General features: G+C 51.2%; 24 protein-coding genes. 11 read left to right on the top strand and 13 right to left on the bottom strand.

Annotation, left to right across the window (positions count from 1 at the left end; genetic code table 11):
* Nucleotides 1–156 precede the first annotated feature (156 nt).
* From FCL47_RS02450 to FCL47_RS02425, 6 genes are all read left to right on the top strand, one after another.
* Nucleotides 157–585: a universal stress protein gene (locus tag FCL47_RS02450; protein ID WP_136811861.1), complete on the top strand. Its 429-nt coding sequence runs from the start codon at nt 157–159 to the stop codon at nt 583–585.
* A gap of 66 nt (nt 586–651) precedes the next feature.
* Nucleotides 652–1,281 carry a peroxiredoxin gene (locus FCL47_RS02445; RefSeq protein ID WP_136811860.1) on the top strand — a complete coding sequence of 210 codons (630 nt, stop codon included), beginning with the start codon at nt 652–654 and terminating at the stop codon, nt 1,279–1,281.
* Between the two features lie 30 nt (nt 1,282–1,311).
* Nucleotides 1,312–1,497: a PLDc N-terminal domain-containing protein gene (locus FCL47_RS02440; protein ID WP_136811859.1), complete on the top strand. Its 186-nt coding sequence runs from the start codon at nt 1,312–1,314 to the stop codon at nt 1,495–1,497.
* Nucleotides 1,498–1,587: 90 nt separating this feature from the next.
* Nucleotides 1,588–2,958 carry a DUF2254 domain-containing protein gene (locus tag FCL47_RS02435; protein WP_136811858.1) on the top strand — a complete coding sequence of 457 codons (1,371 nt, stop codon included), beginning with the start codon at nt 1,588–1,590 and terminating at the stop codon, nt 2,956–2,958.
* On the top strand, nt 2,948–4,363 hold the full coding sequence (locus tag FCL47_RS02430; protein WP_167496331.1) for a mechanosensitive ion channel family protein: 1,416 nt from the start codon (nt 2,948–2,950) through the stop codon (nt 4,361–4,363). The genes FCL47_RS02435 and FCL47_RS02430 overlap by 11 nt, the downstream gene beginning before the upstream one ends.
* Before the next feature lie 25 nt (nt 4,364–4,388).
* Nucleotides 4,389–4,694, top strand: coding sequence for a hypothetical protein (locus FCL47_RS02425; protein WP_136811856.1), 306 nt, complete (start codon nt 4,389–4,391; stop codon nt 4,692–4,694).
* Between the two features lie 20 nt (nt 4,695–4,714).
* Here the strand turns inward: FCL47_RS02425 and cls are convergent, their stop codons facing one another.
* The 7 genes from cls to FCL47_RS02390 form a co-directional block, all read right to left on the bottom strand.
* Nucleotides 4,715–6,121, bottom strand: coding sequence for a cardiolipin synthase (gene cls, locus FCL47_RS02420; RefSeq protein WP_136811855.1), 1,407 nt, complete (start codon nt 6,119–6,121; stop codon nt 4,715–4,717).
* Between the two features lie 165 nt (nt 6,122–6,286).
* Nucleotides 6,287–6,820, bottom strand: coding sequence for an acyloxyacyl hydrolase (locus tag FCL47_RS02415; protein WP_136811854.1), 534 nt, complete (start codon nt 6,818–6,820; stop codon nt 6,287–6,289).
* 414 nt (nt 6,821–7,234) lie between these two features.
* Nucleotides 7,235–7,486, bottom strand: a complete 252-nt coding sequence (locus tag FCL47_RS02410; RefSeq protein WP_205747182.1) for a hypothetical protein — start codon at nt 7,484–7,486, stop codon at nt 7,235–7,237.
* Nucleotides 7,487–7,598: 112 nt separating this feature from the next.
* A complete protein-coding gene (locus FCL47_RS02405) occupies nt 7,599–8,177 on the bottom strand; it encodes a YSC84-related protein (protein WP_136811853.1) in 579 nt (192 codons plus the stop codon).
* 97 nt (nt 8,178–8,274) lie between these two features.
* A complete protein-coding gene (locus FCL47_RS02400) occupies nt 8,275–8,562 on the bottom strand; it encodes a coiled coil domain-containing protein (RefSeq protein WP_136811852.1) in 288 nt (95 codons plus the stop codon).
* Between the two features lie 129 nt (nt 8,563–8,691).
* The gene (locus FCL47_RS02395; RefSeq protein ID WP_136811851.1) at nt 8,692–9,426 is read right to left on the bottom strand and encodes an SDR family oxidoreductase; all 735 of its coding nucleotides are present in this window, start codon (nt 9,424–9,426) and stop codon (nt 8,692–8,694) included.
* An 84-nt stretch (nt 9,427–9,510) separates the two neighbouring features.
* Nucleotides 9,511–10,413, bottom strand: a complete 903-nt coding sequence (locus FCL47_RS02390; RefSeq protein ID WP_136811850.1) for a TIGR01777 family oxidoreductase — start codon at nt 10,411–10,413, stop codon at nt 9,511–9,513.
* Between the two features lie 296 nt (nt 10,414–10,709).
* Here FCL47_RS02390 and FCL47_RS02385 point away from each other — a divergent pair, with 296 nt between their 5' ends.
* A complete protein-coding gene (locus FCL47_RS02385; protein WP_136811849.1) occupies nt 10,710–11,588 on the top strand; it encodes a hypothetical protein in 879 nt (292 codons plus the stop codon).
* A gap of 3 nt (nt 11,589–11,591) precedes the next feature.
* Here FCL47_RS02385 and FCL47_RS02380 read toward each other — a convergent pair whose 3' ends face one another.
* Nucleotides 11,592–12,485: a diacylglycerol kinase family protein gene (locus tag FCL47_RS02380; protein WP_167496330.1), complete on the bottom strand. Its 894-nt coding sequence runs from the start codon at nt 12,483–12,485 to the stop codon at nt 11,592–11,594.
* Nucleotides 12,486–12,516: 31 nt separating this feature from the next.
* The gene (locus FCL47_RS02375; RefSeq protein WP_136811847.1) at nt 12,517–13,314 is read right to left on the bottom strand and encodes a metallophosphoesterase; all 798 of its coding nucleotides are present in this window, start codon (nt 13,312–13,314) and stop codon (nt 12,517–12,519) included.
* A 404-nt stretch (nt 13,315–13,718) separates the two neighbouring features.
* Here FCL47_RS02375 and FCL47_RS02370 point away from each other — a divergent pair, with 404 nt between their 5' ends.
* Complete coding sequence (locus FCL47_RS02370) at nt 13,719–13,973, top strand: hypothetical protein (RefSeq protein ID WP_136811846.1); 255 nt, start codon at nt 13,719–13,721, stop codon at nt 13,971–13,973.
* 253 nt (nt 13,974–14,226) lie between these two features.
* Here FCL47_RS02370 and FCL47_RS02365 read toward each other — a convergent pair whose 3' ends face one another.
* Together FCL47_RS02365 and FCL47_RS02360 are read right to left on the bottom strand one after the other, a co-directional pair.
* Nucleotides 14,227–15,147 carry a YihY/virulence factor BrkB family protein gene (locus FCL47_RS02365; protein WP_136811845.1) on the bottom strand — a complete coding sequence of 307 codons (921 nt, stop codon included), beginning with the start codon at nt 15,145–15,147 and terminating at the stop codon, nt 14,227–14,229.
* 267 nt (nt 15,148–15,414) lie between these two features.
* On the bottom strand, nt 15,415–17,214 hold the full coding sequence (locus FCL47_RS02360) for a KamA family radical SAM protein (RefSeq protein WP_136811844.1): 1,800 nt from the start codon (nt 17,212–17,214) through the stop codon (nt 15,415–15,417).
* Nucleotides 17,215–17,225: 11 nt separating this feature from the next.
* On the opposite strand from FCL47_RS02360, the gene FCL47_RS25280 reads away from it, so the two are divergent.
* Complete coding sequence (locus FCL47_RS25280) at nt 17,226–17,354, top strand: hypothetical protein (protein WP_255580631.1); 129 nt, start codon at nt 17,226–17,228, stop codon at nt 17,352–17,354.
* 366 nt (nt 17,355–17,720) lie between these two features.
* Complete coding sequence (locus FCL47_RS02355; RefSeq protein ID WP_205747181.1) at nt 17,721–19,016, top strand: pyridoxal phosphate-dependent aminotransferase; 1,296 nt, start codon at nt 17,721–17,723, stop codon at nt 19,014–19,016.
* Between the two features lie 57 nt (nt 19,017–19,073).
* Here the strand turns inward: FCL47_RS02355 and FCL47_RS02350 are convergent, their stop codons facing one another.
* Together FCL47_RS02350 and FCL47_RS02345 are read right to left on the bottom strand one after the other, a co-directional pair.
* Complete coding sequence (locus FCL47_RS02350) at nt 19,074–20,312, bottom strand: sodium:proton antiporter (RefSeq protein WP_136811842.1); 1,239 nt, start codon at nt 20,310–20,312, stop codon at nt 19,074–19,076.
* A 19-nt stretch (nt 20,313–20,331) separates the two neighbouring features.
* Complete coding sequence (locus FCL47_RS02345) at nt 20,332–21,702, bottom strand: NAD(P)/FAD-dependent oxidoreductase (RefSeq protein ID WP_136811841.1); 1,371 nt, start codon at nt 21,700–21,702, stop codon at nt 20,332–20,334.
* A gap of 641 nt (nt 21,703–22,343) precedes the next feature.
* Here FCL47_RS02345 and FCL47_RS02340 point away from each other — a divergent pair.
* A complete protein-coding gene (locus FCL47_RS02340; protein ID WP_136811840.1) occupies nt 22,344–23,996 on the top strand; it encodes an AarF/ABC1/UbiB kinase family protein in 1,653 nt (550 codons plus the stop codon).
* Nucleotides 23,997–24,098 lie beyond the last annotated feature (102 nt).

Raw genomic sequence — 24,098 nt, 5'->3', positions numbered from 1 at the left:
CATATCCCCCTCTATCATGCTCTTCATCTGGAAAGATAGATTCCTCACATATTTTTCCCCATCCGTTTGATTAAGCCATTCCAGGTATTATAGTGTTCCTGTCGGCTGGCTAGAGAATATTCTTATACATTCCATTCTTTGCACGGGAGGCCCAGCATGAAAATTAACAAAATTCTTCTTCCTTTTGATGGTTCCAGTCATTCCGTAAATGCTGCCAAATATACACTCGATCTGGCGAAAATGTTTGGTTCTCACGTTGCTATCATTAATTGCTATGAATGGCATGGCAATATGCCGGAAGTACCGGAACTGCTGGTCAAGGATCTGCAGGCCAGACTCAGGGAGGAGGCTCTTGGCGTTCTGAAAAGAGCTGAGGGGATTTTCGAAGGTCAAGGAGTTGAATATACAGTTGAGACTCTGTCAGGGGCAGCAGGTTATGTACTGGCCAAGTTCGCTCAATCCAAGGAATACGATCTGATAGTCATGGGCTCCCATGGCCATTCGGATATTGCCGGTCTGTTTCTCGGCAGCGTCACCCATAAAGTGCTCAACACCATCTACTGTCCGGTCCTTATTGTTCCATAAACAGGGGCAGGCTGCATCGGTGTCGGCTATCAAAGAACATTCAAACAGCTCTATACGAGGAAAACTATGATAAATCGGATTCTCTTTTTTCCAGTGGCGTTTACGCTTCTGTTGTTACTTGGTGCCTGTACGGCAAAGCAGCCCCCACTCCCCATAGATACAATGAGTGCTGTTCCTGGAACGCAGGTCTCCAGGCAGGGTGAGATATTGGCTTTAACTGGCACCGGTATCGCCGTCGGCCAGAAACTGCCGGATACAGCGCTGGTAGATGCCGCAACCATGAAACCACTCAACCTCAATGATTACCGCGGCAGCGTTTTATTTCTCAGTATCGTGCCGTCGATTGACACGAAAGTGTGTGAAGCACAAACCCATTATCTTGGTGAACAGGGGGATAAACTGCCCCCGACAGTGAAACGGATTACGGTGAGTCGAGACACGCCGTTTGCGCAAAAGCGATTTGCCAAAGAAGCAAAACTGGAGGACATCCAGTATCTCTCAGACTATAAGGAAGGGGCTTTTGGCCGTTCGATCGGCCTGCTTGTCGAGGGTTCCCGTCTGCTCGCAAGGTCTGTTATCCTTGTCGATAAGAAAGGAATCGTTCAATACATCCAGGTAGTCCCCGATATCAGCCACCTGCCGGATATGGCGACAGCCCTGGCAAGGGCAGCCGCCCTGGCCCGTCAGTCTTCGTAGCAGGAAAAGCGCAAGCAATTGGAGAGAATCATGAATTTCCAAGTCAACGGAATCTTCGGCCTCATCATTCTCATTGCCGATATCTGGGCAATTGTGAATATTCTACAAAGTGGCGCGGCCACCGGCACGAAAGTATTATGGACGGTTATCGTCCTGTTGCTTCCGGTAATCGGTCTCATTGCCTGGTTTCTTTTCGGACCAAAAACCATCAGGTAACGTCTCTCGGGACAAAACCCAACTCCGTTTGCTCAAACAGCCTTAACCGGCTGCTTTGGCAAACGTCTTACCTCGCGCTATGGCCTGGATATGAAAACGAGAATCAGCATTTTCCTGGAGTCGCTCAAAAGCAGTTTCTGGTTTATCCCGGTGTTGATGGTATGCGCGGCAATGGTCTTCTCGTTTGCCATGGTGACTCTTGATCGCCAATTGAATCTTGATTCTCTGCGCTTCTACGGATTTATGTACGCGGTCAGTCCGGAAGGGGCACGCTCGGTTCTATCAACCATTGCCGGGTCGATGATGACCGTTGCCGGCGTTACCTTTTCCATTACCATTGTTGTTCTCAATCTGGCCTCCTCGCAGTTCGGCCCCCGCCTGCTGCGCAACTTCATGCAGGACAGGGGCACGCAATTTGTGCTTGGCACCTTCGTCTCCAGTTTTATTTACTGCCTGCTCGTGCTCCGTTCGGTGGATACCGTTGGAAAAGATTCTTTTGTGCCAAGTTTTTCCGTCACCTTTGCTGTTGTCCTGGCTTTTCTCAATGTCGGGGTGTTGATTTATTTCATTCATCATATTGCCACCTCGATTCAGGCTGACGAGGTAATTGCGGGGGTCAGCAGAGAACTCCAGCGAAGCATCCGACGCATATTTGCCGACGAATTGATACAAGAGTCCGGGGATATCACCGGTCCGATCGTCAACCTGCAAAAAGACAATGTCGCGCATTTGCATACGTACTCTATTCCCGCTCTTGAGAATGGTTATATCCAGGCAATTGAATATGACAGGCTTCTGCAGATGGCGACAGAAAATGACTTTCTCATCCGTGTCCTCATGAAAGCGGGGCAATTTGTCGTCACCGGCAGTCCCCTGGCGAATGTCAGCAGTGAAAAGGAAAGAGATGATGATCTTACCAGAGTGCTCAGCAAACTATTTATAATCGGTGAACAGCGAACGCCAAAGCAGGATGCGGAATATTCAATTCATCAGCTGGTCGAGATTGCCATCCGTGCGCTCTCTCCCGGCATCAACGACCCCTACACGGCAATAAACTGTATTGATCAACTCGGTTCCGCGCTGAGTTTTCTTGCCAAAAGAGAGTCGGCCGGAGAAAACTGCTTTGATGACCAGGGCAGGCTTCGCCTGGTCATCAAGACATTTGACTACGCGGGAATGTTGAATGCTGCCTTTGATCAAATTCGTCAGTACGGCCGCACGAGCGTTGCCGTGACCATACGCCTGCTCGAAATGTTGACAATGATCTCCGGCCAGACAACTGTTCCCGAGCAGCGAAAAGCCATCCATCGTCAGGCAAACATGATTTTACGTACCAGCCGGGAGGCACTGCCGGAACGAAACGATAAAGAGGATGTCTTGCAGCGGCACCAGGTCTTGCTGGCGGTGCTGAATCAATTTGACGACCGGGAAGGTCCGTATGCGATGCCTCATGGCTTTTAGAATTGTGTCTTGCACCCTGACGCTTTTTGTGTGCAGCTGTATTGTCGGCATAACACTTTGTCCTGCTGTCTCGGCCCAGACGGAAAAAACAGTCAGCGGAGATGCGGCTTTCTCTGGTGATCAGAACCTGCCGGCTAGTGAACAGATTAAGGTCCAACCTCTCGCCGACGACCAGGCCATAAACCAGCGTTTGACCTCCATTCTTAAGGCAACCGGATGGTTTTCTGATATCGTGGTAAAGGTTGAAGAAGGGGTGGTGTTTCTTGATGGGCGAACCGACTCGACAGACAATCGCCTGTGGGCTGGAGCACTCGCCGGGAAAGTTATGGATGTCGTGGCCGTGGTGAACCGTATAGAAGTTGCCCAGCCTTCACCGTGGAACATGTATCCGGCAATCAAAGAGGTCAGCCTTTTATGGGAATCAGTTCTCCAGGGCTTGCCCCGATTCGGGTTGGGGCTGATCGTCCTGATGATTGCCGTACTCTTTGCAAAACTTACCGCCCATGGGTTGCGAAAAGTGTTAGAGGCAAGGTTGAACCTGCTGCTGGCGGATGTGACGGCCAGGGTTGTCAGCATTCTGGCCTTCCTGTTGGGCTTTTACCTGGCGTTGCAGGTGGCCGGGCTCTCCGGGCTTTCCAGCACGGTTCTCGGTGGTACCGGTATTGCCGGTCTGGTGGCAGGTATTGCCTTTCGCGATCTCCTGGAAAACTATCTGGCCAGTATCCTGATCAGTATGCGGAATCCATTTCGGATCGGTGACCTGGTCGAGATCAGCGAAAATTTAGGTGTTGTCGAACTGGTGACCACCCGCGGTACTGTCTTGATGAATCCGGACGGCAATCACGTGCAGATACCTAATGCCATCGTGTATAAAAGTATTATCCGCAATTATACGGCCAATCCCAACCGGCGGGAAATGTTCGAGGTCGGCATCGGCTTCGAGAACAATGCCTCACATGCGCAGGAGGTCGCTTTGCAGGTGCTGAACGATCACCCGGCAGTTCTGCGTGAGCCGGAGTCGCTGGTTCTGGTTGACCGGCTCGGCTCGGCGACAGTGAATCTGGTTATCTATTTCTGGTATGACGGCTCCTCTTACAATGGCATGAAGGTAAAGTCCTCGCTGATCCGGCTGGTGAAACAGTCCTTTGAAAAAGAGCATATATCGATGCCGGATGAGGCCAGAGAAATAATCTTCCCGGACGGTGTTCCGGTGCATATGGAGACATCCTCGACAACCGCCGGGCCGGTGAAGGACCCTGCAAAAGAACTATCTCGGTCCAAAGCCGGTAAGGAACAGATAACCACCGAAGCGGAAGGCAGCCTGGAGAGCGAAGCACTGCAGCTGCGCGATCAGGCCCGCATGTCGCGAACTCCAGAGCAGGGGGAGAGCCTGCTGCAAGAATAGTTTCATGAATCTTTGAGAGGTGTAAATGAATATTTCAGAGTGGCTGGATCAGAAAGAGGCGGAGAAGGTCGATGTATCGCAGATCGATTTGCCTAAAAATATGTCCTATGATGAAGATCCGGATGAAACGATCTTTTTTAAAGAAAACAATCCATGTGGTCTTTTCTGTACGGAAGAGCATCCCTTTGCCACAGTCGAACGTTTTGGCCACTGGTATCTGGCACGAGGTCACGATAAAAAGGCCGGTATTCATACCTCGCCAATAAAATGGAAGCTGTTTACCAGGAATAAAGAGCTTGCGCTGCAAACGGCGAAAGAACGTATAGAGTAAAAGTGGCCGCTCCTTTTCGCCTAAAGGATCGGAGCCCACAAGCCGAGAAATCCCTGTTTTAAACGCTGGTACAGCGAGCGCTGGGCAAACTTTTCCCGGTCGACCCTGACTGAGTCGATGAACAGCTTGTCCGTATAAAGGGCTATGATCCGGCACAGCTCCGGGGATTTAAAAAAAACCCCCAGCTCGAAATTTAAATACATCGACCGGGCATCCAGATTAGCTGAGCCTACCTTGATCCATGTCCCATCGACCATGACCATTTTGGCGTGATGCATGCAAAGGTCATACTCATAAATGTGCACGCCCGCCGCGAGAAGTTCATCGTAGAAGGAGCGGCCGATGTCGATCAGGAACTGGAAATCATTTTTTTTGGCGATCATCAGCCGAACGACGACCCCCCTGGCAACGGCTATCTGCAGGGCACTGATCAGCGAGGGTTCAGGTACGAAGTACGGTGTGAAGAGATCCAGCTGTCTGCTCGATGAGTTGATAATTGCCAGCAGACTGGTGAGCGCGATGCCATAGTTGGAATCCGGGCCGCTTTCAATTATCACCGCTGGACAGCCGGTATCCTGTTTCTGCAGGACGTCAGGTTGGTGTTGGCTGGATACCTCCATATCGGTGGCAAAATACCAGTCATGACGAAACACGTCGTCGAGGTGGTTCACCACATCGCCTCCGATCCTGATCTGCAGGTCCTTCCATTCGCCGATGGCAGGATTCAGTCCCTCGTATTCCAGACCGATATTCATGCCGCCGATAAAAGCCAGACGTCCATCGATCACCTGAAGTTTTCGATGGTTTCTAAGATTAAAAAAATAGCGGTTGCGCCGGGGGTGAAACGTGTAAAACCAGGAAAATTTTCCGCCGGCCGCAAGAAGAGGCGAGAAGAACCGTTCACTCACTTCTATGGTGCCTATCTCATCCACCAGCACCAGTACTTCTATGCCCCGCTTGGCGGCGTTGGTCAGCTCCGTCAGGATCTTCCGGCCCGTTTCGTCGTTGTGCCACAGGTACACTTCAATGTGGATGTACCGGGTAGCCTCCTGTATTGCCTGAATGAGTGCCGGGTAATATTCCCTGCCGTTGTAATAAGCATCGACTTTGGTGATTGTGGTAACAGGCTGACTGCAGAGTTGGGAGAGGGTGGACAATACGTCCCGCTCCTCCTGGTTTTGCCCGGTGAAGTGGCTGGAGGACTGCGGGTCTTGGCCGGTGTGCTGGCGTCGACTGGCCCGACGTTTGAAGCGACGCCGACGCACCCGGTCATTGCCGATCAGAAGATACCCGATACTGCCCAAAACCGGTAAGAAGAGGATAAAACTGATCCATGTCAGCTTTGACACCGATCTTTTGCCGGACAGAAGCACATGTGGAATGAGAGCGAGACCGGCGCACTCCAGGGCAATCAGCAGGATGAGCATCGCTTGCTCTCTTTTTGCTGCTGTCCGACACGATGGCAAGAGCTGTCGTCGATATGTGCAGCTCTTGCCAGGCTTTGTGCGCTGTGTTCCCGCAGGCCCGTTAACAATTTTATAGGCATAGCCGGTCGGCCAATCTGTGAGCGGTCGTCATAATGGGACGGGACGCTAGAAACGAAAAGTCACTGCCAGCTGGTTCATGTTGAGGCTGTTATTATGCTCATATATACTACCGTTGGATTGATGATAAAACGTATATTCTATGCCCCAGCTTTCACTGAGCACTATCTGCACACCTATTTTTGCATTAAACAGTATCGGTCCGTCCAGGTAGTGCTCACCGAACCGGGTTTGTCCTACCATGAAACCGGCGCCAATTCCTGCGAGAATATTGATGTTTTCGTGGGGGGATAAAATGGCCATGGGCATGGCCGAAAATCTTCCGGTCACCGCATCGTCGTCTCCGTAATAGTGGATCAATGCAGCGCCGATTTCTACGGCCGAAGACAGGGTGCCGATATTGCCCAGGTCGGTGGTATACGGCAGTGGTTGCCGAGCAAACATCTCATACTGTTCCAGATCGAGACTGTTGCGTATATCTCTGCCGTAGCCCATTCCCACTTCCGTTGCCAGAACGGCACCAGGAAGAGAAACAATACCGCCTCCCATAACAAGCAATAATAGGTTTTTTCGGATTTTCATAGTCGTTATTCGTTCAGGTTGTTGTACGGTTACATGTTAGCCAGTGTATATTGGAGTATGTGATTCCCACTAAACTTCAGCTACATGGGGCTATGAGGTGCCCTTTGTACGGGTGTTCCGCAGCCTGGATGGCTGCGGTCAAGCCCCCAGGGATGGGTTTATGGCGTCCCGTGCAAAGGGCACCTCATAGCCCTCTGGACCTTCTAAGCTGAACTTTAGTGGTAATCACATTGGAGTATAAGATAACAGCTACGTGAAAATCCTCAATGAAGAATTTGGCATTTAGAGAAAAATCAAAAGTTCCATGCCGTTGCGCGACTTCGAGGAGGTCATGCGGGGCATGCTCGGGCTGATTTACCCAACCGATTACTGCAGGCACTCGCAAAAATGTGCCTGCAGTGGGTGAGATGGGATTTAATCTTTAGACTTCACCGCATCTTTCACCTTTTCCGCAGTCTCGTCTATCGATTCGCCGACTTTTTCGGCTGGCCCTTTGCCGGTAATTTTATCGGCTGCCTCATTTACCGCATCTTTGGTGGCTTCCACCGTCTTGTCTACTTTTTCTCCTGCTTTTTCTGCCGGTCCCTGGGAGTCGCAACCGAAGGTAAGCAGCGCCAAAGCAAGAGCGGTTACAAACAGCAGCGTGGTCATATAATTTTTTTTCATGATGTGATCTCCTTGATCTGTTGCACAGTGCTTATCGGCCAATCGAGCAGCTCGACCGGCTGTCGGTGATGTTTTTCGGTAGAATTGAGAAATACAAAAAAATACCGATTTCTTACAGAGGTTGAAAGGTGAATTTCTGGCCGCCGATGGAGAGTTCGTACATCAAACCGCCCTGAGCGTGCACGAAGGAGGCCATGCCTTTGAAATAGCCGGTTTTCATCTGTGTCCCGGTCCTGGGGCCAGCAGTTGCTCCGGCATTGATGCCGGAGGTGCCGGCTTCCGCTTCTGCGCCGGCCGTTATAGCGACTGCCTGGGCGGTCGCGCCAAATTCAAAATTACCGCTTGTAAATTCATAATAGGCCCGCTTGTCCTGGAAGAAAATAATTTCACTGAAAGCCTCGGCACCCGCCTGAAATCCTATCGATCCCTCAATTACCGTCGATTTTCCGGTAACTCTTCCGGCCCGGTAGACCTGCCCCTCTCCATAGGATCCACCAACGACAAAGCCCGCTTTGCCAATGATGGGAAAGACGGCATAGCCGTAGGAATTATTAAAAAACTTGTTTACCACGGGCGAGTCTCGAAATATTTTGATAGTTGCTGAATAATCTTTCACCCCGGCGGCGAAAGTAATTGCGGACACGCAAAGAATGCAAGCAACAACACATAACAAAGCTAAGATTTTTTTCATTGTCCTGCTCCTTTCAAAATGTTTGAGATGTTGTCAAAGCGTCTGGCTGTTCTCTGCCATACGGTGTTGCATGACGTTTCGACAGATGCCGTCCGGATTACTTAATAGAAGTATGCGCGTTCTCAATGGATTTCCTTATATCCTGCTGAAGCTTTTCGTAGCCTATCTTGAGATCCTCCCAACTCTCTTCACTGGCTTCTTTGAGGCTTTTTAGCGTAACCTGTGCTGCATTCTGTTTTGCCTTCAGGTCGTCCACTTTTTTCAGATAAGTGATTCGTGCCTGAGCGACTGCTTGGCCGGCTCTTTCCTCGAGATTTTCGATCTCCATTGTCCATTCTGTTAACTGTTCTTCAACTTTTTGGATATATATGTTCTTTAGCTCCATGATTTCCTCCTGTTGATGGAGAATGTCACATCTGCATGTTCAAGGCTGATGTGTTGTTATGGTTTTGGTGTGCAGGCAGGACTGGGTACTGGAACGGTATACAAACTGTGCTGAAGCCTCCTCTTCGAATCACCAGGTAAGTGGCTGATGTTCTCGAAAAAAACCACCGGTCGGGCCATTGTCCGGCAGGGTTGCCAGCCATACCGGCGTTTCGGCCGCCTGTTCTGGGGAGATTGGCGCCCGCGGGCCACCCAGGTCGGTACGTACCCAGCCAGGGCAGGCGGCATTGACGAGAATATTCTGATTATGCAGTTCTCGGGCAAAGAGCGCAGTTATTCCATTAAGCAGAGTTTTCGACAGACGATAGGCCGGTGTCTGCATCCCGGCAAATACCGATTCCGGATTGACGATGTCGGTGAGAGCCCCCAGGGTGCTGGAGATATTGACAATACGCCCATATCGATGCCTGCTCATCAGCTGCGCGCAACTCTGACTTAACAGGAGTGGGCCGAAAGCGTTGGTTTGCAAGGTGTTGTGCAGGATGCCGAGCGATAATTCCAGGATGTTCGTCTCGGTGTCGATCATGATACCTGCATTATTGACCAGGACATCCAGGCGGCCAAAGGTATCGGCGATCCTGCCGACCGCAGCTGTGATAGAGGTCGCATTGGTGACATCAAGACGGGAGAAGTGAGCGTCAAGTCCCCTGTCGACCAGCAGTTTCTGTGCGGCCAAGCCCTTCTGCCGGTCCCGGCTGCCCATGATGACCGTAAGCCCCTTCTCCGCCAGCTGCCTGGCGATCTCCAGGCCTATACCCCGATTGGCGCCGGTCACCAGCGCGACTCGTTTTTCCGAACTTTCCATCCTTTTCTCCTTTCTGTGCTTTCGTCGTGAAATTCATCCACTGTTGAAATCATCACGGGACGTTCTTTTCCCGTGGTTCAGGAGCTATTGAACAATTTCCTCCAGGGCACTGTCGATGGTGTCGTAGGTGAAGGAAAAACCCGCATTTTTCAGCACAGCGGGCTGTGCCCGCTGGCTGCAGATCAGGGCCTCGCCAAATTCTCCCAGCATTGTTTTTACAATAAATTCGGGGGTGGGCAGCATGACCGGTCGGTTGAGTTTTTCGGCCAGGATTCGGGTCATATCCATATTGCGCACCGGCTCAGGTGCGCAATAATTGACCGGTCCGGCAATGTCGGGATGGTCGATGACGAACAGGTAGGCGGCGATCAGGTCGTGCAGATGTATCCAGGGAAACCATTGGCGTCCACTGCCCAGCCGTCCCCCCAGAAAGAGTTTAAAGGCCGGAAGCATTGATCCCATGGCTCCCCCCCTGCGGTCCAGTACTATGCCAAACCGGGTCAGCACCACGCGGATACTCCCGGTCTGCGCCTTCAGGGCTTCGCGTTCCCAGTCGATACTGACTCTGGCCAGAAAATCATCTCCCGGCGGTTCGTCTTCAGTGAGCAGGTCGTCGCCCCGTTCCCCGTAATACCCGACGGCCGAGGTGCTGAAGAAAATAATATCTTTTGCTCCTGCCAGGCTTTCCGCGATATGACGGGTGGTGAGAATACGGCTGTCGTACACCTCTTTTTTGACCTTTTCGGTCCAGTAGGTAAAAATCGATTTGCCGGCCAGATTGATGACAATGTCGTGTTCCGCGACCTTTGCCTGCCAGTCACCCGGTTTTGTAGTATCCGCCGCCAGGTAATGAAACGATGGATGGTCTATTCCCGCACGAGGCCTGGGGCTGCGACCGACCCCCGTGATCTGATGACCAGCTTCGAGCAGGGTGCTTGACAGGTGGCGGCCAACAAACCCAAGACTGCCGGTAATGAAGATTTTCATATGTGCTCCCTCACTTGAGTTCCCCGGATATATTCTCTTCGACACTGTCGATACCGTTATGGTCTACTGCTGATTATTTTCCTATAACGTTACTACCTGGTTACGCTTTGGCAAGGCCTCCCCGATCATTATCGGCCGCATCCGGCAATTTGTCAGGCCGGCAGCCGGGTGGGATAAGGTGATTTTTTTTGTCTCTCTTCACTTACTTGCCGAGCTGGAGTATGTTTTCTATTTACTGGCCGCTACGCAGGCCAGCCAGGTTAAGACGAGATAAACCGCGAACAGGGGGTCCGTTCATGCGCAAAACAATTTTGAAACAAAAGGCATTGAGGTCATCACTCGGGATTTTTATCGCTTTTCTTCTCCTGCTTTTCCCGGCGGTCAGGATCCCCCTTCTGGATGCAAAAACAGATACGTATTTCACAGAGGCAATAACCAGGGCAGGGATCGCATATGCCACCTGCAGGGCGATCAATGCATCGGTTTCGATTATCAAGGACTCTCAGCTCCAGTTGGAGCCGGCTGGAATCGGGGTGTCTCTTGCGGTCGGCCAGGTACTGGATCCAATAGATGATATGACCGAACGTTTGTCTACTGTCCTCGTCACGGCGATCACCTCGCTGGGCGTACAGAAGCTGTCATACGAGATCGGCGTTTCCCTGGCGCCGCGGGTGCTGGCCGGCCTGCTCCTTGTCCTGTCCCTCCTGGTGTGGTTTGACAATGACCGCTTGTCCGGGCTGCAGCATATTACGGTTCGTCTCATGATCCTCCTGGCGGTTCTCCGTCTCTGTCTGCCGTTGTCTTCAATTGTCAATCACTCGCTGTATACTGGTTATTTCGCGGAAGAGATCGCAAGAGCGAGTCAACAGCTTGATCTTCGCTCGGAGGCATCGGGGCAATTCAGCGATATTGCAACGCCTGACACCCAGGGTTTCTGGGCCACCATCGGCAACAGCACGGCGGTCATCAAAAAAATATCGGCCGATTTAAAAAAATCACTGGAGACTTTTGTCACCAATGCAACGGAAATCATCGAAAATCTGCTCAAACTTACCTTCCTCTATGTCGCAATATTTCTGATTCAGGTGATAGTCTTACCCGTCTCGATTTTCTGGTTTCTGGTCTATATCGCGAGCTCGCTCTTGAAACCCGTTCAGGCACGAGATGCCGGCTGACATTTACGATGTCTCTGCATCTTTTTCAGGCATAACAACCAGGATTTCCCCTGGTGCCAAGCGGTACTTCAACGGCGCATCCAGCCAGTGCAGTTCGCCGTCGAGTGCGACATGAACTCTCGTACGGCGATGGTGAAAATTCATCTCAATTTCGTCGACCAGCTGGTTCTGGAGAGCAGTTACGGTTTCCATTGGATCGATTCCCCAAAAAAATGCCTGCATGACCAGCTTGAAAATCTTGAGTCTGCTGTCGCAATCCACCGCCAGCAGATGCAGACCGTGTTGCCCATCTTTTTTAACCTGACCCAGGGCAGGCAGGCGCAGTTCGCGTTCGCCTACACCGACAAACACCAGTGGAGTACGCAGCTGTTTTCCCGCCAGTCTGATCCGGATCGACCTGAATCTGACTAAACGGCGCAAACCGGCGATGATCGACGCCGGAAAATAATGCATACGATTTTCCAGGTATTCCCGGCTCCGGACAAAGGTCGGGTAAGCGCCGACAGAGCTTGTATTGATAAACAGCGAATCGTTGACGTAGCCGACATCAACCGGCCGGGCTGTACCGTTCAGCGCGATTTGCAAAGCTTCCTCTGCCTGGATGGGAATACCGGTACGCCGGGCAAAGTGATTCAGCGTGCCCCCGGGTATGACCGCGAGCTCCGTCGATTTGCCGGCGAGCTGGGTCGCTGCGAGGGCAATGGTTCCATCTCCGCCACTGACCACTATTCGCTTTACTCCCTGTGTCACTGCGCTGGTAATTTCTTGTACCATTTCCTCCGGCGAAACCGGCTGCAGGCTGATACGTGAATCGTTCCTTAGCGATTCGCACATTTTTTCCCAGCTGCCTGCATTCGGGTTGTAATAAAGAGGTACGGGGGACGAGTCATTGTGCATATTCTTCCACTGATATAAAAGGTAAACAGGTTTAAGATTTTTCCGCCCAGTCATCCTGATCGCGAACGAACAGCTGGCGTCCGACGGGCGCGAAGGCGGTCCCCTGCCATTCTCTGGTCTCAATGGTCAAGCTTTTGCGATCGCCCTGCACAATGTTAAAGCTGTTCGGACTTTTTTTCATCAGACGGTCCGAGAAAGTTGTTCCGCTGTGCGAGATAATCAGACCTTCGAGAATATGGTTATATGCAAAGTGCACATGGCCGCTGAGGATAATATCAACTCCAGCCTTCTTCATTGCACGAATTGCCTCGTCCCGGCCGCCGATGACGTGACGGTGGAGATATTGCCGGGGCAACCAGAAAGGATGGTGTATTACCAGCACCCGCAGCTTGTCGGCCGGTTGCCTGATGAATATTTCAGCGGCGGTATTGCTCTGCGCCTCACTTATTCGCCCGCGCGACCAGTCGGTAAAGGAGCTGAATCGCCTGGTGGAGTTGATGCCAAGGGCAATATAACTGCCATTATCCATGATAGGTTCAAGGGGATAACGGAGATATTGATGCCATTTTCGCCATGGACTGATGATGCGTTCGGCGAGATTATATGCCGGGATATCATGGTTGCCGGGGATGACAAGGCAAGGCCATTGCAGACTGTCAAGAAAAGTTCCTGCCGCCTGAAATTCCCGCGATCTGGCACGCTGTGTGAGGTCCCCGCTAATAATTACAAGGTTTGGCTCGATATCGGCAAGGCTTCGCCGAAGTCCGTCAATCAATTGCGGAGAGGTCCGGCCAAAGTGGAGATCCGAAATATGGACAAGAGTTGCCATGGGGAAAATGCCGAAGACTTTTAAGGCTCAGAATCTGGATGTGCCGTGAAGGCATGGAACCCATTCCCGCTTTTCCATGTTCTTCGCGGGCGTGGTGGTAATCTTTGGGTAAACCTTATGCACTCCTTGCTCCTTTAGCAAAGAGCTGCTGGTTGCCAGTGAGGCACAGCGGAGAATCTTTTAACCTGACGATCGCGCTTCCGGGCAGGGGGGTTGCATTTATGCACAAGAAACAACGAAGAAACGAGAACTGCCTACGAAAACTTCGCGATATTTGTAAGAGTGATTATTAAATATAGAGATCATAGTGAATAATTATGATCTGCCCTGATCTGTTCCATGCATTGTATTGTCATGGGACAATCATGGCCATGTTGCAATATCGCAGTTAACAGGAGGCAATTATGTATCAAAGAGAAGAATTATGTGCGAAAATCACCGAAATTTACCCTGAAATAGGGCAATGCGGCATAGATATAGATGTTACATTCGATGCGGAAAAAAATGCCTGGGTAGTCGATCTGATAAAAGACTCGCACGAACTCAAACATTTTCTCGACATCCCGCAGGCCGACGATTGTATGGATGGACATCAATGCGTGTCGCTTGGCCTGGAGATAGCCCAGCTCAGGAAGAATATCGAAGGAAAACAGTTTTAATCCGATAATCGGAAGAGTAAGCCGGGGTCAGGGGCCTGCCGTCCTTGTTGGCCGATCGGACGTTTGTCGGTGAGGGAGGATTTCCGTCTTTTGGGCCGGGCGCAGTACGTCACCGCCCGTGAATGCCGTAATATGCTCGGATTGTGGAAGCCATAGAGGTTGGTTGGTGCAGATCGGGGGCAGAGGATCCTCTCGGTCTGCAGCAGCGAAAGCGGCACTCCGGCTTCTCTCAAGCCTCTGTGCAGTAAAAACATCAGTTTGCAGAAGTCTCTTCCTGCTCAATTTCCTCTACCTTGACAGCCACAGCCTGCCCCGGCGGCTGGATTATGCCGTCGACATGCCTGGTATACGAGTAGGTGAACTCGGCGCCGAAAAGTAAAATCAGTACCGAGTAATATACCCAGGCTAAAAGAGCCACCAATGAGCCGGCAGCACCATATGATTCGGTGAAATTACTGGTTTTGAGATAAAAACCGATAAGATATTTGCCGAAGATAAAAAGAATGGTGGTAATAAATGCGCCAATCCAGGCATGGCTCCATTTAATTTTGGCATCGGGCAGTACCATGTAAATCAGGGCGAAAACTGTGGCGATCAGAGCGCCGGAGATGAGGGTGTTGGCAAGCCAGAGAAAATAATAGGCCAGGCCGGTGAAATATTGATTTATAAAGACCTTGAGCATGGCAATGAGTGTATCCGTTACCAGCGACACGAGGACCAAAAAACCCATCGACGCAATCATGGCCAGAGAGAGCAGCCTGTTGACAAGAAATCTAACAAGACCTCCTTCGGTTTTTGGTTTAATGCCCCAGATGCTATTAATACTCTCCTGCAGGATAACGAAAACCGAAGTCGCACTGAAGATAAGGGTCGCTATGCTGATGACCTTCGTCTGAATGTTTTCGGTATTCCTGGTAATTTTGTTCATGAGTCGTTCAACTTCCTGAGCACTGTTTGTCCCTGCCATCCGGGAGATCTGGGTGAGCATGCTGTTTTTGACGGTCGCATTTTCATAAAATGATCCGGCTATCATCACCGTGATAAGCGCAATGGCGGGCAAGGAAAAAATAGCAAAATAGGCAATGGAGGAACTGTACACAAAGGGTTTATCCTGGAGGAATTTCCCCCCGGTGTCTTTGAAGATCAGCCACCACTGTTTTGCGGTAATTTTCATTTTATTTTCATTCCTGAGCACAAAGGTTGATCTCCGGTGTCCCGGCCAAAAGGTATCGGCCCGCCATCATCGCATTAAGGGAATCATTAATAATTGTGATTACCACTAAACCTCAGCTATATGGGAATATGAGGTGCCCTTTGCACGGGTGTTCCGCAGCCTGGATGGCTGCGGTCAAGCCCCCAGGGATGGGTTTCTGGCGTTCCGTGCAAAGGGCACCTCATATTCCCTCTGGACCTTCCAAGCTGAACTTTAGTGGTAATCACATTAATAATAGTACCAGATCGTTTCGTAATCTTTGATCTTTTCGCCATCCGCTTTCAATCGTTGCAGATAATCGTAGATCGACACATCCGTATAGATATAGGTATCGACCAGGGCCAGCTTTTTTTCCCAGGGGTGAAATTCATAAACACGCCGTCCATCGGGGAGGATGGCAATGATATCCCTGTTCTGGGCGGCCCGCAGGTAGTTTTTTCCCAGTCGTGGAACATTGAAGACAATTTCGTCGGTACGCACCGTACCCGGCAGAAGCCGCGCCTCTTCCTGCTGTTCCTGCAAGAGGCGAGCAATAGGCACACGATAACTGTCAGTTTCCTTTTTGCCTTTAGTGTTAAAAGTATAGTAAGGGGTAACCCCGATGAGACGCAGTTTCTGTCGCAGGGCTGCAGCCTCAAAACGACGGGAGTTGTAGTAGGTAAAGACCAGCTGGTTATAGACCCCTATGCCGGAGAGGCGGAACTTCTGCACCGCACGCATCGCCTCCGGGGTGATTTCTGTGGGATGTTCGAAATGGGTGACCACGACGATTTCCCGACGGCCGGGTTCCTGAATGCGGGCGATGATCTGTACTAAAGTCTCTGTTATACGCTGGGGGAGGGTTACCAGAGTACGTGTGCCGATGCGGATGCGGAGGATATGGTTCATCCGGGCAAGGCGGGTGAGAATCGATTCAAGCTGTTCGTCGGCAAGCAACAGGGGGTCGCCGCCGGTTATAAGTACTTCGTTTATCTCCGGTCTCTCCTCGATCCAGCGCAGAGCCCGGTCGAGCTTTTTTTTACCCAGTGCGGCACCCTCCGAATAGACGTCTTCTATCTGCCAGTTTCTCTGGCAATAAACGCAGATCTGCGGGCAAGTGAGCAGTGGTTTGAGTATGACGATGTTGGGATATCGTCTGGTAATGCCATCAATAGGGGAGGTGTCGTTTTCGAACATAAAATCCATCGAACATTCGTCATTTTGCCGGTATTCGATCATCTGGTCGACATAGTCGGCAGGAGGAATAACCTGAGCCCTCAGTGCCCTGTCCCAGGTTTTATTGTTCTCCGGGTCCATGAGGGACAGGTAATAAGGCGTTATGCCGAAGGGAATATGATTTTTTTTGGCTTTGGCGATGGCTCCGGCTTCCCCGGGGGAAAGGTTGACCAGTTGGCCCATGGTTTCCGGATGACGAATAATGTTTCTGGTATGCCACCGCCAATCGTTCCACTCAAGGTCGGTAATCCCGAAATGATTTTGAATTGCCTGTTTGTTCAGACTTTGCTGCCTTTGCAGATCATTATCCAATCCCGAACAATAGCGGCTCATGGCATGAGCTGAATTTCTCGCCATGCGGGAGAGGTCGGTGGAGCGCATTTTCGCAGCTCTCCGTCCGGAATGGCTGAGGAATGCCGGTGGTTTTTCCTTGTATATTCCCGAGTTACCGGTACATCCTTTGAGCAGATGCTCCAGCTCGGCCAGGAAAGCGGACGATACTGGCTGAAGCCCGGCGGAAGTGGTTGAGTTCAGCAAGGTATCGACATAGCTGAGCAGGGAAAAACCGGACAATTCCTCGCTGCGGGGGGCAAGGATATTTCGCAGAACCCAAATGGCATCCCGGCAGACAATCCATTCAAGGGGGGGCAACCGCTGCGATTCATCAAAGACGGTAATAAGCAGCTCAGAGAGATGTCGCCGCAGCAGGAAACGTTTTTCTTCCAGGGACTTTGGCAGATTAAGGATGGTTTCCAGGTCTTTGTCTATGGCAATAATCTGCCTGAGTCTATTCACTTTGCTGTGTTTATTCATGACGTTCACCATTGAAATATTGGTCCCTGCTTCATTATGCCAGGGACGCAGTAGTCAATGCGGTGCTCATTTCTTCGGCGGCCGCTGCGGAGCAGGCAGGCGAAAAAAAGATTCAGGAAACTGCAGCATGGATCTATTAAAACATATTGTGTCAATTCTTGCTATTATCAGGTGTGTTGAGCCGGAAAGCCTTTTCGCAGGCGGTGTGAGCTCCGATGCGTTCTACTGCACCGGCTGCTCTTGCTGAAGGTATTAATCTGCAGCAGTTGTTACTGAGCATCTTGAGCGCAGGAGTGTCTGTCTCCGCCATGTGTGGTGGTTGGAGTCGCGATAATATTAGCGGCAATGGCCCGCCAAAAAGACTGCTTTGGGTTGCCACAGTATCCCTGGGTTGGTAAAATAGTATTCACCCGGTTCTCTTGGCAGGGGAGTATTTCCTGAGTACGAGCGTATCCTTTGTCGGGGCCGGTAACACCTCGATGTCAACCATACTAAAGGAGGGTAGGGTGAGTCTTAATCAAAAAGTCAGTCTGAATCTGAATATCCGTGGTCTTGCTCAATCGGCAACCATAGCCATCAACGACCGCAGCAAGATGCTGCAGCAGCAGGGCCGGACTGTTTATCGGCTGGGGCTTGGGCAATCGCCTTTCCCGGTACCCGTGCCGGTTGTTGAAGCTCTCAGGCTGCATGCAAATGAGAAAGACTACCTGCCTGCTACCGGTCTCCCGGCATTACGGGAAGCAGTGGCTGAGTTTCACCGCAAAAAAGATGGTGTTGAGGTAGGACCACAGAATGTCCTTATCGGGCCGGGTTCGAAAGAGCTCATGTTCATGCTGCAACTGGTCTATTACGGCGAGCTGATCGTCCCGACTCCGTGCTGGGTTTCCTACATTCCCCAGGCAGATATTCTGGGTCGTAAGGTCAGCCTGATCCATACGCGAATCGAGGATAGATGGCGAATGACCGCGGAGTTGCTCGAACGACACTGTGCAAGCGAGAGAGATGATTTTCGGCCACGCCTGCTCATCCTCAACTACCCGGGTAATCCGGAAGGATGCAGCTATACGGCAAAAGAACTGGAAGAAATTGCTGGAGTGGCCAGGAAATATCAGGTGCTGCTGCTGTCGGATGAGATTTATGGTCAGCTGCATCATAGCGGACAACATATATCCGTGGCGCGTTACTACCCCGAAGGCACCATCATCAGTTCAGGACTCTCCAAATGGTGCGGGGCGGGCGGATGGCGATTGGGAACCTTCTCTTTTTCTCCGGCCCTGGACTGGCTTCTCGAATCGATGGCCGCGGTGGCCAGTGAAACCTTCACTTCGGTCAGTTCGCCTATCCAGTATGCGGCGGTAACGGCTTTTCGTGGTGACATCCGCATCGAACGATACCTCTGGCATGCGCGACGCATCCTGGCGGCCCTGGGAACCAGGTGCGTGGCTATGCTCAAAGAAGCCGGGATTCTGGTACATCCGGTAGAAGGAGCTTTTTACATTTTTCCAAGCTTTGCGCCTCTGGCTGAAGTTCTGCATGGTCGGGGGATTACCACCGGCAAGGAACTTTGCGAAAGGCTGCTGGTTGAAACAGGGGTTGCCATGCTTCCCGGCGAAGTCTTCGGCCGACCCCCCTCTGAGCTCACAGCCCGTCTGGCCTATGTCGATTTCGACGGCGCCAAGGCACTCTCGGCCAGTGAGACAATACCCCTGGATCAGCCGTTGCCGGAGGATTTCACCAGTCTGTGGTGCTTCAACGTCATAAAGGCAATGGAGATTATCATCAATTGGCTCAACAGCAAGTGATTGAAAGGTTCAGATTCCGAGCACAGGGAGTGATGTCCGACTGATTTTCAGCACAGCTTACGATGAAGTGTAACGCCTGGCCAGTTTGCCGAGGGTCATGCCCTGAACGGCAATGGAAAAGATCACGATCAGGTAGGTAATCGTGATAATGGTGATTCGTTCAGGGACAGCCGGAATAGCCAGCGCCAGGGCCACTGAGATGCCACCGCGCAGGCCACCCCAGGTCATTATTGGCACCGCTCCCCGGCTGAACGGCCGGAACGGCTGCATACAAAACACCACCCCGCCAACACTGATCCAGCGGGCAAAAAGAGTAACAAGTATGGTCAACCCTCCGGCAATCAGGAGATCGCCGGTAAAGGGGATGATCAGAACCTCCAGGCCGATCAGCATAAACAGCAGCGCATTGAGAATTTCGTCGATAAGTTCCCAGAAATCGTCGAGACGTTCGCGGGTGCGATCGGACATGGCGAAGCTGCGGCCGTGGTTGCCGATCAACAAACCCGCGACAACCATGGCTATCGGACCGGATATATGGAGCCGATCCGCCAGGGCATAGCCACCCATAACCAAAGCCAGCGTTATAAGCGCTTCCACCTGGTAGTTATCGATCTGTTTGAGCATCCGGTAGGCAAAAAAACCAACAATGAAGCCAAGCACGGCTCCGCCTCCTGCTTCCCGGCCGAAAAGATGTGCCACTTCGCCGACGGAAACCTTGTGGTCGCCCTGGGCCAGTTGCAGGATGATCAGGAAAATAACGACTCCGATGCCGTCGTTGAACAGTGATTCTCCGGCAATCTTTGTTTCAAGACTTTTGGCAATTCCTGTTGTCTTGAGGATTCCGAGCACCGCCACCGGGTCGGTCGGGGAAATCAGCGAGCCGAAGAGAAGGCAATATATATAGGAAGTCGGTATGTCGAGCAATTGGAGGACCATCCAGGTCAGGCTGCCGACGATAAAAGTCGAGAGAATAACTCCAACGGTAGACAAAATGACGATGGCTCCTTTCTGTGCCTTGAGGTCGTCGAGTTTTATCTGCATCGCTCCGGCAAACAGCAGAAATGCAAGCATCCCGTGGAGCAAGGTCTCGTTAAAGTCAATCGCCTGCAGTATCCTGGCCACCTCTTTCTGGCCAACATTCATGCCAAACCAGCTGGCGACGACGAAGCAGAGTGACAGAGCCAGCGAGATGAACATCACACCGATGGTCGTCGGCATATGCAGAAACCGATAATTGAGATAACTGAAAATAGCCGTAAGTACCATGACTATCGATGTTATTTCAAATATTTGCATTTTTTCCTGTCTGCCGGGGTTAATCCACAAGCGGGCTGAGCATATAGACGATGTCACTTTCCCGTGAAGGATAGGGCGACATGATGCTGTTTTTATGGAGTTCGGTAACAGGCGTCCTGTCGATCATTGCCTGTTTAAAAGTATTGAGCAGGCCGGTGGTATTGTCCGATACGAAATGGGCGCCCAGGATATGGTTCTGTTCATCGACAAGAATTTTGTACGCTGCGTATTTGAGGCCGACCCTCTGGTATGTCGGCCAGGTTAAGCGGGTATCGTAACTTTTCCAGTAGGGTGTTTTTTCTTCCTTGAGCTGCTCTTCTGTTTTGCCCAGCATGCCTAATTGCGGGTAAGTAAAAAGGACTGCCGGGACGGCGCGGTAATCTATTGCCGCTTTTGTTCCGCCATGTTGTGCGACCACAATGGCCTGCGCCGCCACATGGGCCTCCATATCCGCCACCCGGGCAAGCTGGACGCTGTCCACACAGTCGCCGGCAGCATAGACTTGCTTGTTTGAGGTCTGCATGTATTCATCGACAGTGATACCGCGTCTGGAATAGTTGATTCCCGCGGCATCAAGGTTGAGGTCGTCGATATTCGGCACGCGCCCGGCACCATTGACAACCTTGTCGACGACCAGGTTTTCCCGGGATTTGAAGACAATTGTATACTCCGTATCTTTTTTTTCTATGGATTCGATTGAGACTGCGGTGTGGATACGGATACCGTCCGCTTCGGACGCGGCAACGAGCTGATCAACCATATCACCATCGAAAGGATTCAGCACGCTCTTCTGGGCTTCAAGAATATGGATGTTTCCTCTGCTGCTGCCCAGGCGTGCGGCAAAATGGGCGAATTCAAAGGATATAAAGCCTCCTCCGACAAAAGCGATACGTTTTGGTAAAGCCTCTAATTCGAGAAAATCGTCGCTGGTAAGCATATATTGATTTCCGTCGAAGGGCAGCGCCATCGTTTTCGCGCCGGTGGCGATGATGAAATAATCAGCGGTCAGGTGCTGATTATCGACCGCGATTGTGGTCTTGTCTACAAATACGGCCTTGCCACGTATATAGGTAACGCCGTTCCCCTTGAGATTGTTACGTGTCTGGTCAGGCACCTTTGCGGTAAAGTTGTTTTTCTCGGTGAGTATCTGTTGCCAGTCAACCTGCGGCGGGGTCGTTATACCAATATTCTGCAGGTGCTGGCAACGGGCGGCAAGCTCGGCAACCTCGTAGAACCATTTTTTCGCCTGACAGCCGCGCAGGGCGCATGTTCCACCCGGTGTGGCACTGTTTTCGATAATCGCGACCCGAAAGCCTTCAACGGCGAGATCGAGAGCCGCATTCTGTCCTGCCGTGCCAGTGCCGAGAACGATGACATCGAATGTATCCATGAGGTTTCCCCTTGAAAAGATTGTGGTATATTGTCTTATCTTTTTCCTCAACGGCAGTGTGTCAGGAAAAACGTAATTATTATGTCATTTCTTGCAAGGCGCTTTGCAATGAAAGCGGCAGACGGAGCATTGGCCTGGCTGATACTGCAACGTTTTCAGGATAATTTTTTCTTCCTTTTCGAGTACAGTAATGGAAACCGTTCACCGGAAACCCTGAAAATCTCGTACAACCTCCGAGCTGTAAGCGTTTACCAGTGCTGGAGATGCGCGAAAGAGGTCAGTAAACTGTATTATTGGTAGGTTTGCAAACCGGTGCCAAAACAGATTCGGTGCTGGTAAACGCTTACCAATGATGAATTGATCGATATTCTGTCTACCGTGCATATATTTACGATTATGTCTTAATACAATATGCTTCAGCGTCGGCGACGTCAGGAACAAACAAAGTACCATTTCATGCTATGAGAAGGAGAAAATCATGCGCCACGGCAACAATTTTCAAGGCAAATGGGCGCGGATTTAAAGCAGGCCAGGCGGTTGCACAAACCCCTTTCTCAAACGAGACAGCAGAATGGCGTCTGCTGATTGCAGGTGCCATCAAGGCAGCCAAAGTGAATATAAACTGATAAAGAGACCGTTCCATGCACTTAAATGATGTAAAAAAACTGAAACGTTTCAAGGATATTGTTGGAACGCTGGCGAAGTACGGTTTTGATGAAGTCGTCGATCGGCTGGATGTCCCGGGCGCGGATTTTCTGCACGGAATCGTACCGGTAGATCGGGGCCTCAATCTCTTTCAACGCATTCGCATCATCTTTGAAGAATTGGGACCGACCTTTATCAAGTTTGGCCAGATAATGAGCCTCCGGCCGGATCTCTTACCGGAGGAGCTGGTGACCGAGCTGGAAAAACTGCAGGATAGCGTTCCGGCTGTTCCCGCAGCGGAGATTCTCCCGGAGATTGAAAAAAGACTGGGCTGCCCCATCAGCGAGGTCTTTTCCGAATTCTCAGACGAACCGGTCGCCGCTGCGTCGCTCTCTCAGGTCTATTGCTGGAGATTGAAAGAAAATGGCCGGAAAGTGGCAGTCAAGGTGCAGCGACCGCGCATTGTCCGCGATATTACCTCGGATCTGGATATTCTCGACACTATCTGCTGGTTTCTGCATCAACAATTTAAAGATTTGCAGTGCTACGATCTGCCGGAACTTGCCAGGACGGTACGACGGAATCTGCTGCTGGAGCTTGATTTCAGCCGGGAATTAAAAAATATCAACATCGCCCGTTCCTATGCCGCGCGGACCGAGGTGTATATCCCCGCGGCCTATGAAAAATACAGTTCGAAGAAGCTGCTGATCATGGATTTCTTTGACGGCGTCTCCTTTAAAAACCTGGAGCCGGCGCGTCAGTGGGACAGGGAACAGATAGCCAGACTTGGCTTGCAGACGGTTGTCCAGCAAATTCTGGAAGATGGCTTTTTTCACGCAGATCCGCATCCCGGTAATCTTCTGGTGAGCAGTGACATGCAGCTGTGCATCATTGACTGGGGAACAGTGGGCCGTTTTACCGACCAGGATCGTTTTGCTCTCATTGAAATTCTGACGGCCATTGTTGACAGGGACAGCGAAGCCCTTGTCAACAGTTTCCTGCAGATATGTACAGTGCGGGGCAAGGCCGTCGAACGGAAAGCGCTGGAGCGGGGCTTGCTCGAAATTCTCGACAGCTACTATGCGCTGCCGATAAAAGATTTAGACATCGGCGGCTTGCTCAGTGATGTTATGGCGACCTTGCGTGTGCATAATCTGAAGTTACCGACGGATATGGTCATTATGATCAAAGCCCTGGTCACCGCCGAAGGTTCCGCCCGTCTGGTTTTTCCTCTGTTGAATGTTGTCGAAGAATTGAGAGATCGCGTGCACCGACTGGCCAGGGAGCGATATAAGCCTGAAGTACTCTGGCGGGGCTTGAAAAACTCGCTATCCAGCTTTTTGACCCTGCAGCGGGCATTGCCCCGCCAGTTGCTGCAGATACTGGAAAAAATAGATCGCGGGGAACTTAATTTTATTTTCCATCTGGACAAACTCGAGCAGCTGGTCAATACCCTGGAGAATGCCTCGAATCGCCTGACCGTCGGTGTTATCACCGGGGCAATCATCATGGGTTCGTCGATGATCATCACTACCGGGATTGGCCCCTTTATCTTCGGCCTGCCGGCCCTGGGAGTCATTGGCTATTTAATGTCCGTAGTCCTGGGCTTATGGCTGGTGATCACCATCTTGCGCACCAAGAAATTTTGAGGGAGAAAAACGGGTTCAACGGCAATGTGTCATGTTATGATTGTCATTGCCCGTAACCCATTTGATCGATTCGCCGTCTTTTTATTGCTATGTACTGCAAAT

It is taken from the genome of Desulfopila sp. IMCC35006, from assembly GCF_005116645.1.
Taxonomy (GTDB): Bacteria; Desulfobacterota; Desulfobulbia; order Desulfobulbales; family Desulfocapsaceae; genus Desulforhopalus_A.
Note: the sequence above shows the minus strand (reverse complement) of the source record. Positions and strands in the feature narration are given on the sequence as shown.

Bases quoted from the DNA above. Each gene is read 5' to 3' on its own strand.
- FCL47_RS02360 (WP_136811844.1), bottom strand. From the start codon at position 17,214: ATGAATAAACACAGCAAAGTGAATAGACTCAGGCAGATTATTGCCATA.
- FCL47_RS02450 (WP_136811861.1), top strand. From the start codon at position 157: ATGAAAATTAACAAAATTCTTCTTCCTTTTGATGGTTCCAGTCATTCC.
- cls (WP_136811855.1), bottom strand. From the start codon at position 6,121: ATGCTCATCCTGCTGATTGCCCTGGAGTGCGCCGGTCTCGCTCTCATT.
- FCL47_RS02435 (WP_136811858.1), top strand. From the start codon at position 1,588: ATGAAAACGAGAATCAGCATTTTCCTGGAGTCGCTCAAAAGCAGTTTC.
- FCL47_RS02400 (WP_136811852.1), bottom strand. From the start codon at position 8,562: ATGGAGCTAAAGAACATATATATCCAAAAAGTTGAAGAACAGTTAACA.
- FCL47_RS02350 (WP_136811842.1), bottom strand. From the start codon at position 20,312: ATGCAAATATTTGAAATAACATCGATAGTCATGGTACTTACGGCTATT.
- FCL47_RS02365 (WP_136811845.1), bottom strand. From the start codon at position 15,147: ATGAAAATTACCGCAAAACAGTGGTGGCTGATCTTCAAAGACACCGGG.
- FCL47_RS02410 (WP_205747182.1), bottom strand. From the start codon at position 7,486: ATGAAAAAAAATTATATGACCACGCTGCTGTTTGTAACCGCTCTTGCT.
- FCL47_RS02385 (WP_136811849.1), top strand. From the start codon at position 10,710: ATGCGCAAAACAATTTTGAAACAAAAGGCATTGAGGTCATCACTCGGG.
- FCL47_RS02405 (WP_136811853.1), bottom strand. From the start codon at position 8,177: ATGAAAAAAATCTTAGCTTTGTTATGTGTTGTTGCTTGCATTCTTTGC.
- FCL47_RS02425 (WP_136811856.1), top strand. From the start codon at position 4,389: ATGAATATTTCAGAGTGGCTGGATCAGAAAGAGGCGGAGAAGGTCGAT.
- FCL47_RS02430 (WP_167496331.1), top strand. From the start codon at position 2,948: ATGGCTTTTAGAATTGTGTCTTGCACCCTGACGCTTTTTGTGTGCAGC.
- FCL47_RS02380 (WP_167496330.1), bottom strand. From the start codon at position 12,485: ATGCACAATGACTCGTCCCCCGTACCTCTTTATTACAACCCGAATGCA.
- FCL47_RS02375 (WP_136811847.1), bottom strand. From the start codon at position 13,314: ATGGCAACTCTTGTCCATATTTCGGATCTCCACTTTGGCCGGACCTCT.
- FCL47_RS02395 (WP_136811851.1), bottom strand. From the start codon at position 9,426: ATGGAAAGTTCGGAAAAACGAGTCGCGCTGGTGACCGGCGCCAATCGG.
- FCL47_RS02370 (WP_136811846.1), top strand. From the start codon at position 13,719: ATGTATCAAAGAGAAGAATTATGTGCGAAAATCACCGAAATTTACCCT.
- FCL47_RS02390 (WP_136811850.1), bottom strand. From the start codon at position 10,413: ATGAAAATCTTCATTACCGGCAGTCTTGGGTTTGTTGGCCGCCACCTG.
- FCL47_RS02445 (WP_136811860.1), top strand. From the start codon at position 652: ATGATAAATCGGATTCTCTTTTTTCCAGTGGCGTTTACGCTTCTGTTG.
- FCL47_RS02340 (WP_136811840.1), top strand. From the start codon at position 22,344: ATGCACTTAAATGATGTAAAAAAACTGAAACGTTTCAAGGATATTGTT.
- FCL47_RS02415 (WP_136811854.1), bottom strand. From the start codon at position 6,820: ATGAAAATCCGAAAAAACCTATTATTGCTTGTTATGGGAGGCGGTATT.
- FCL47_RS02440 (WP_136811859.1), top strand. From the start codon at position 1,312: ATGAATTTCCAAGTCAACGGAATCTTCGGCCTCATCATTCTCATTGCC.
- FCL47_RS02345 (WP_136811841.1), bottom strand. From the start codon at position 21,702: ATGGATACATTCGATGTCATCGTTCTCGGCACTGGCACGGCAGGACAG.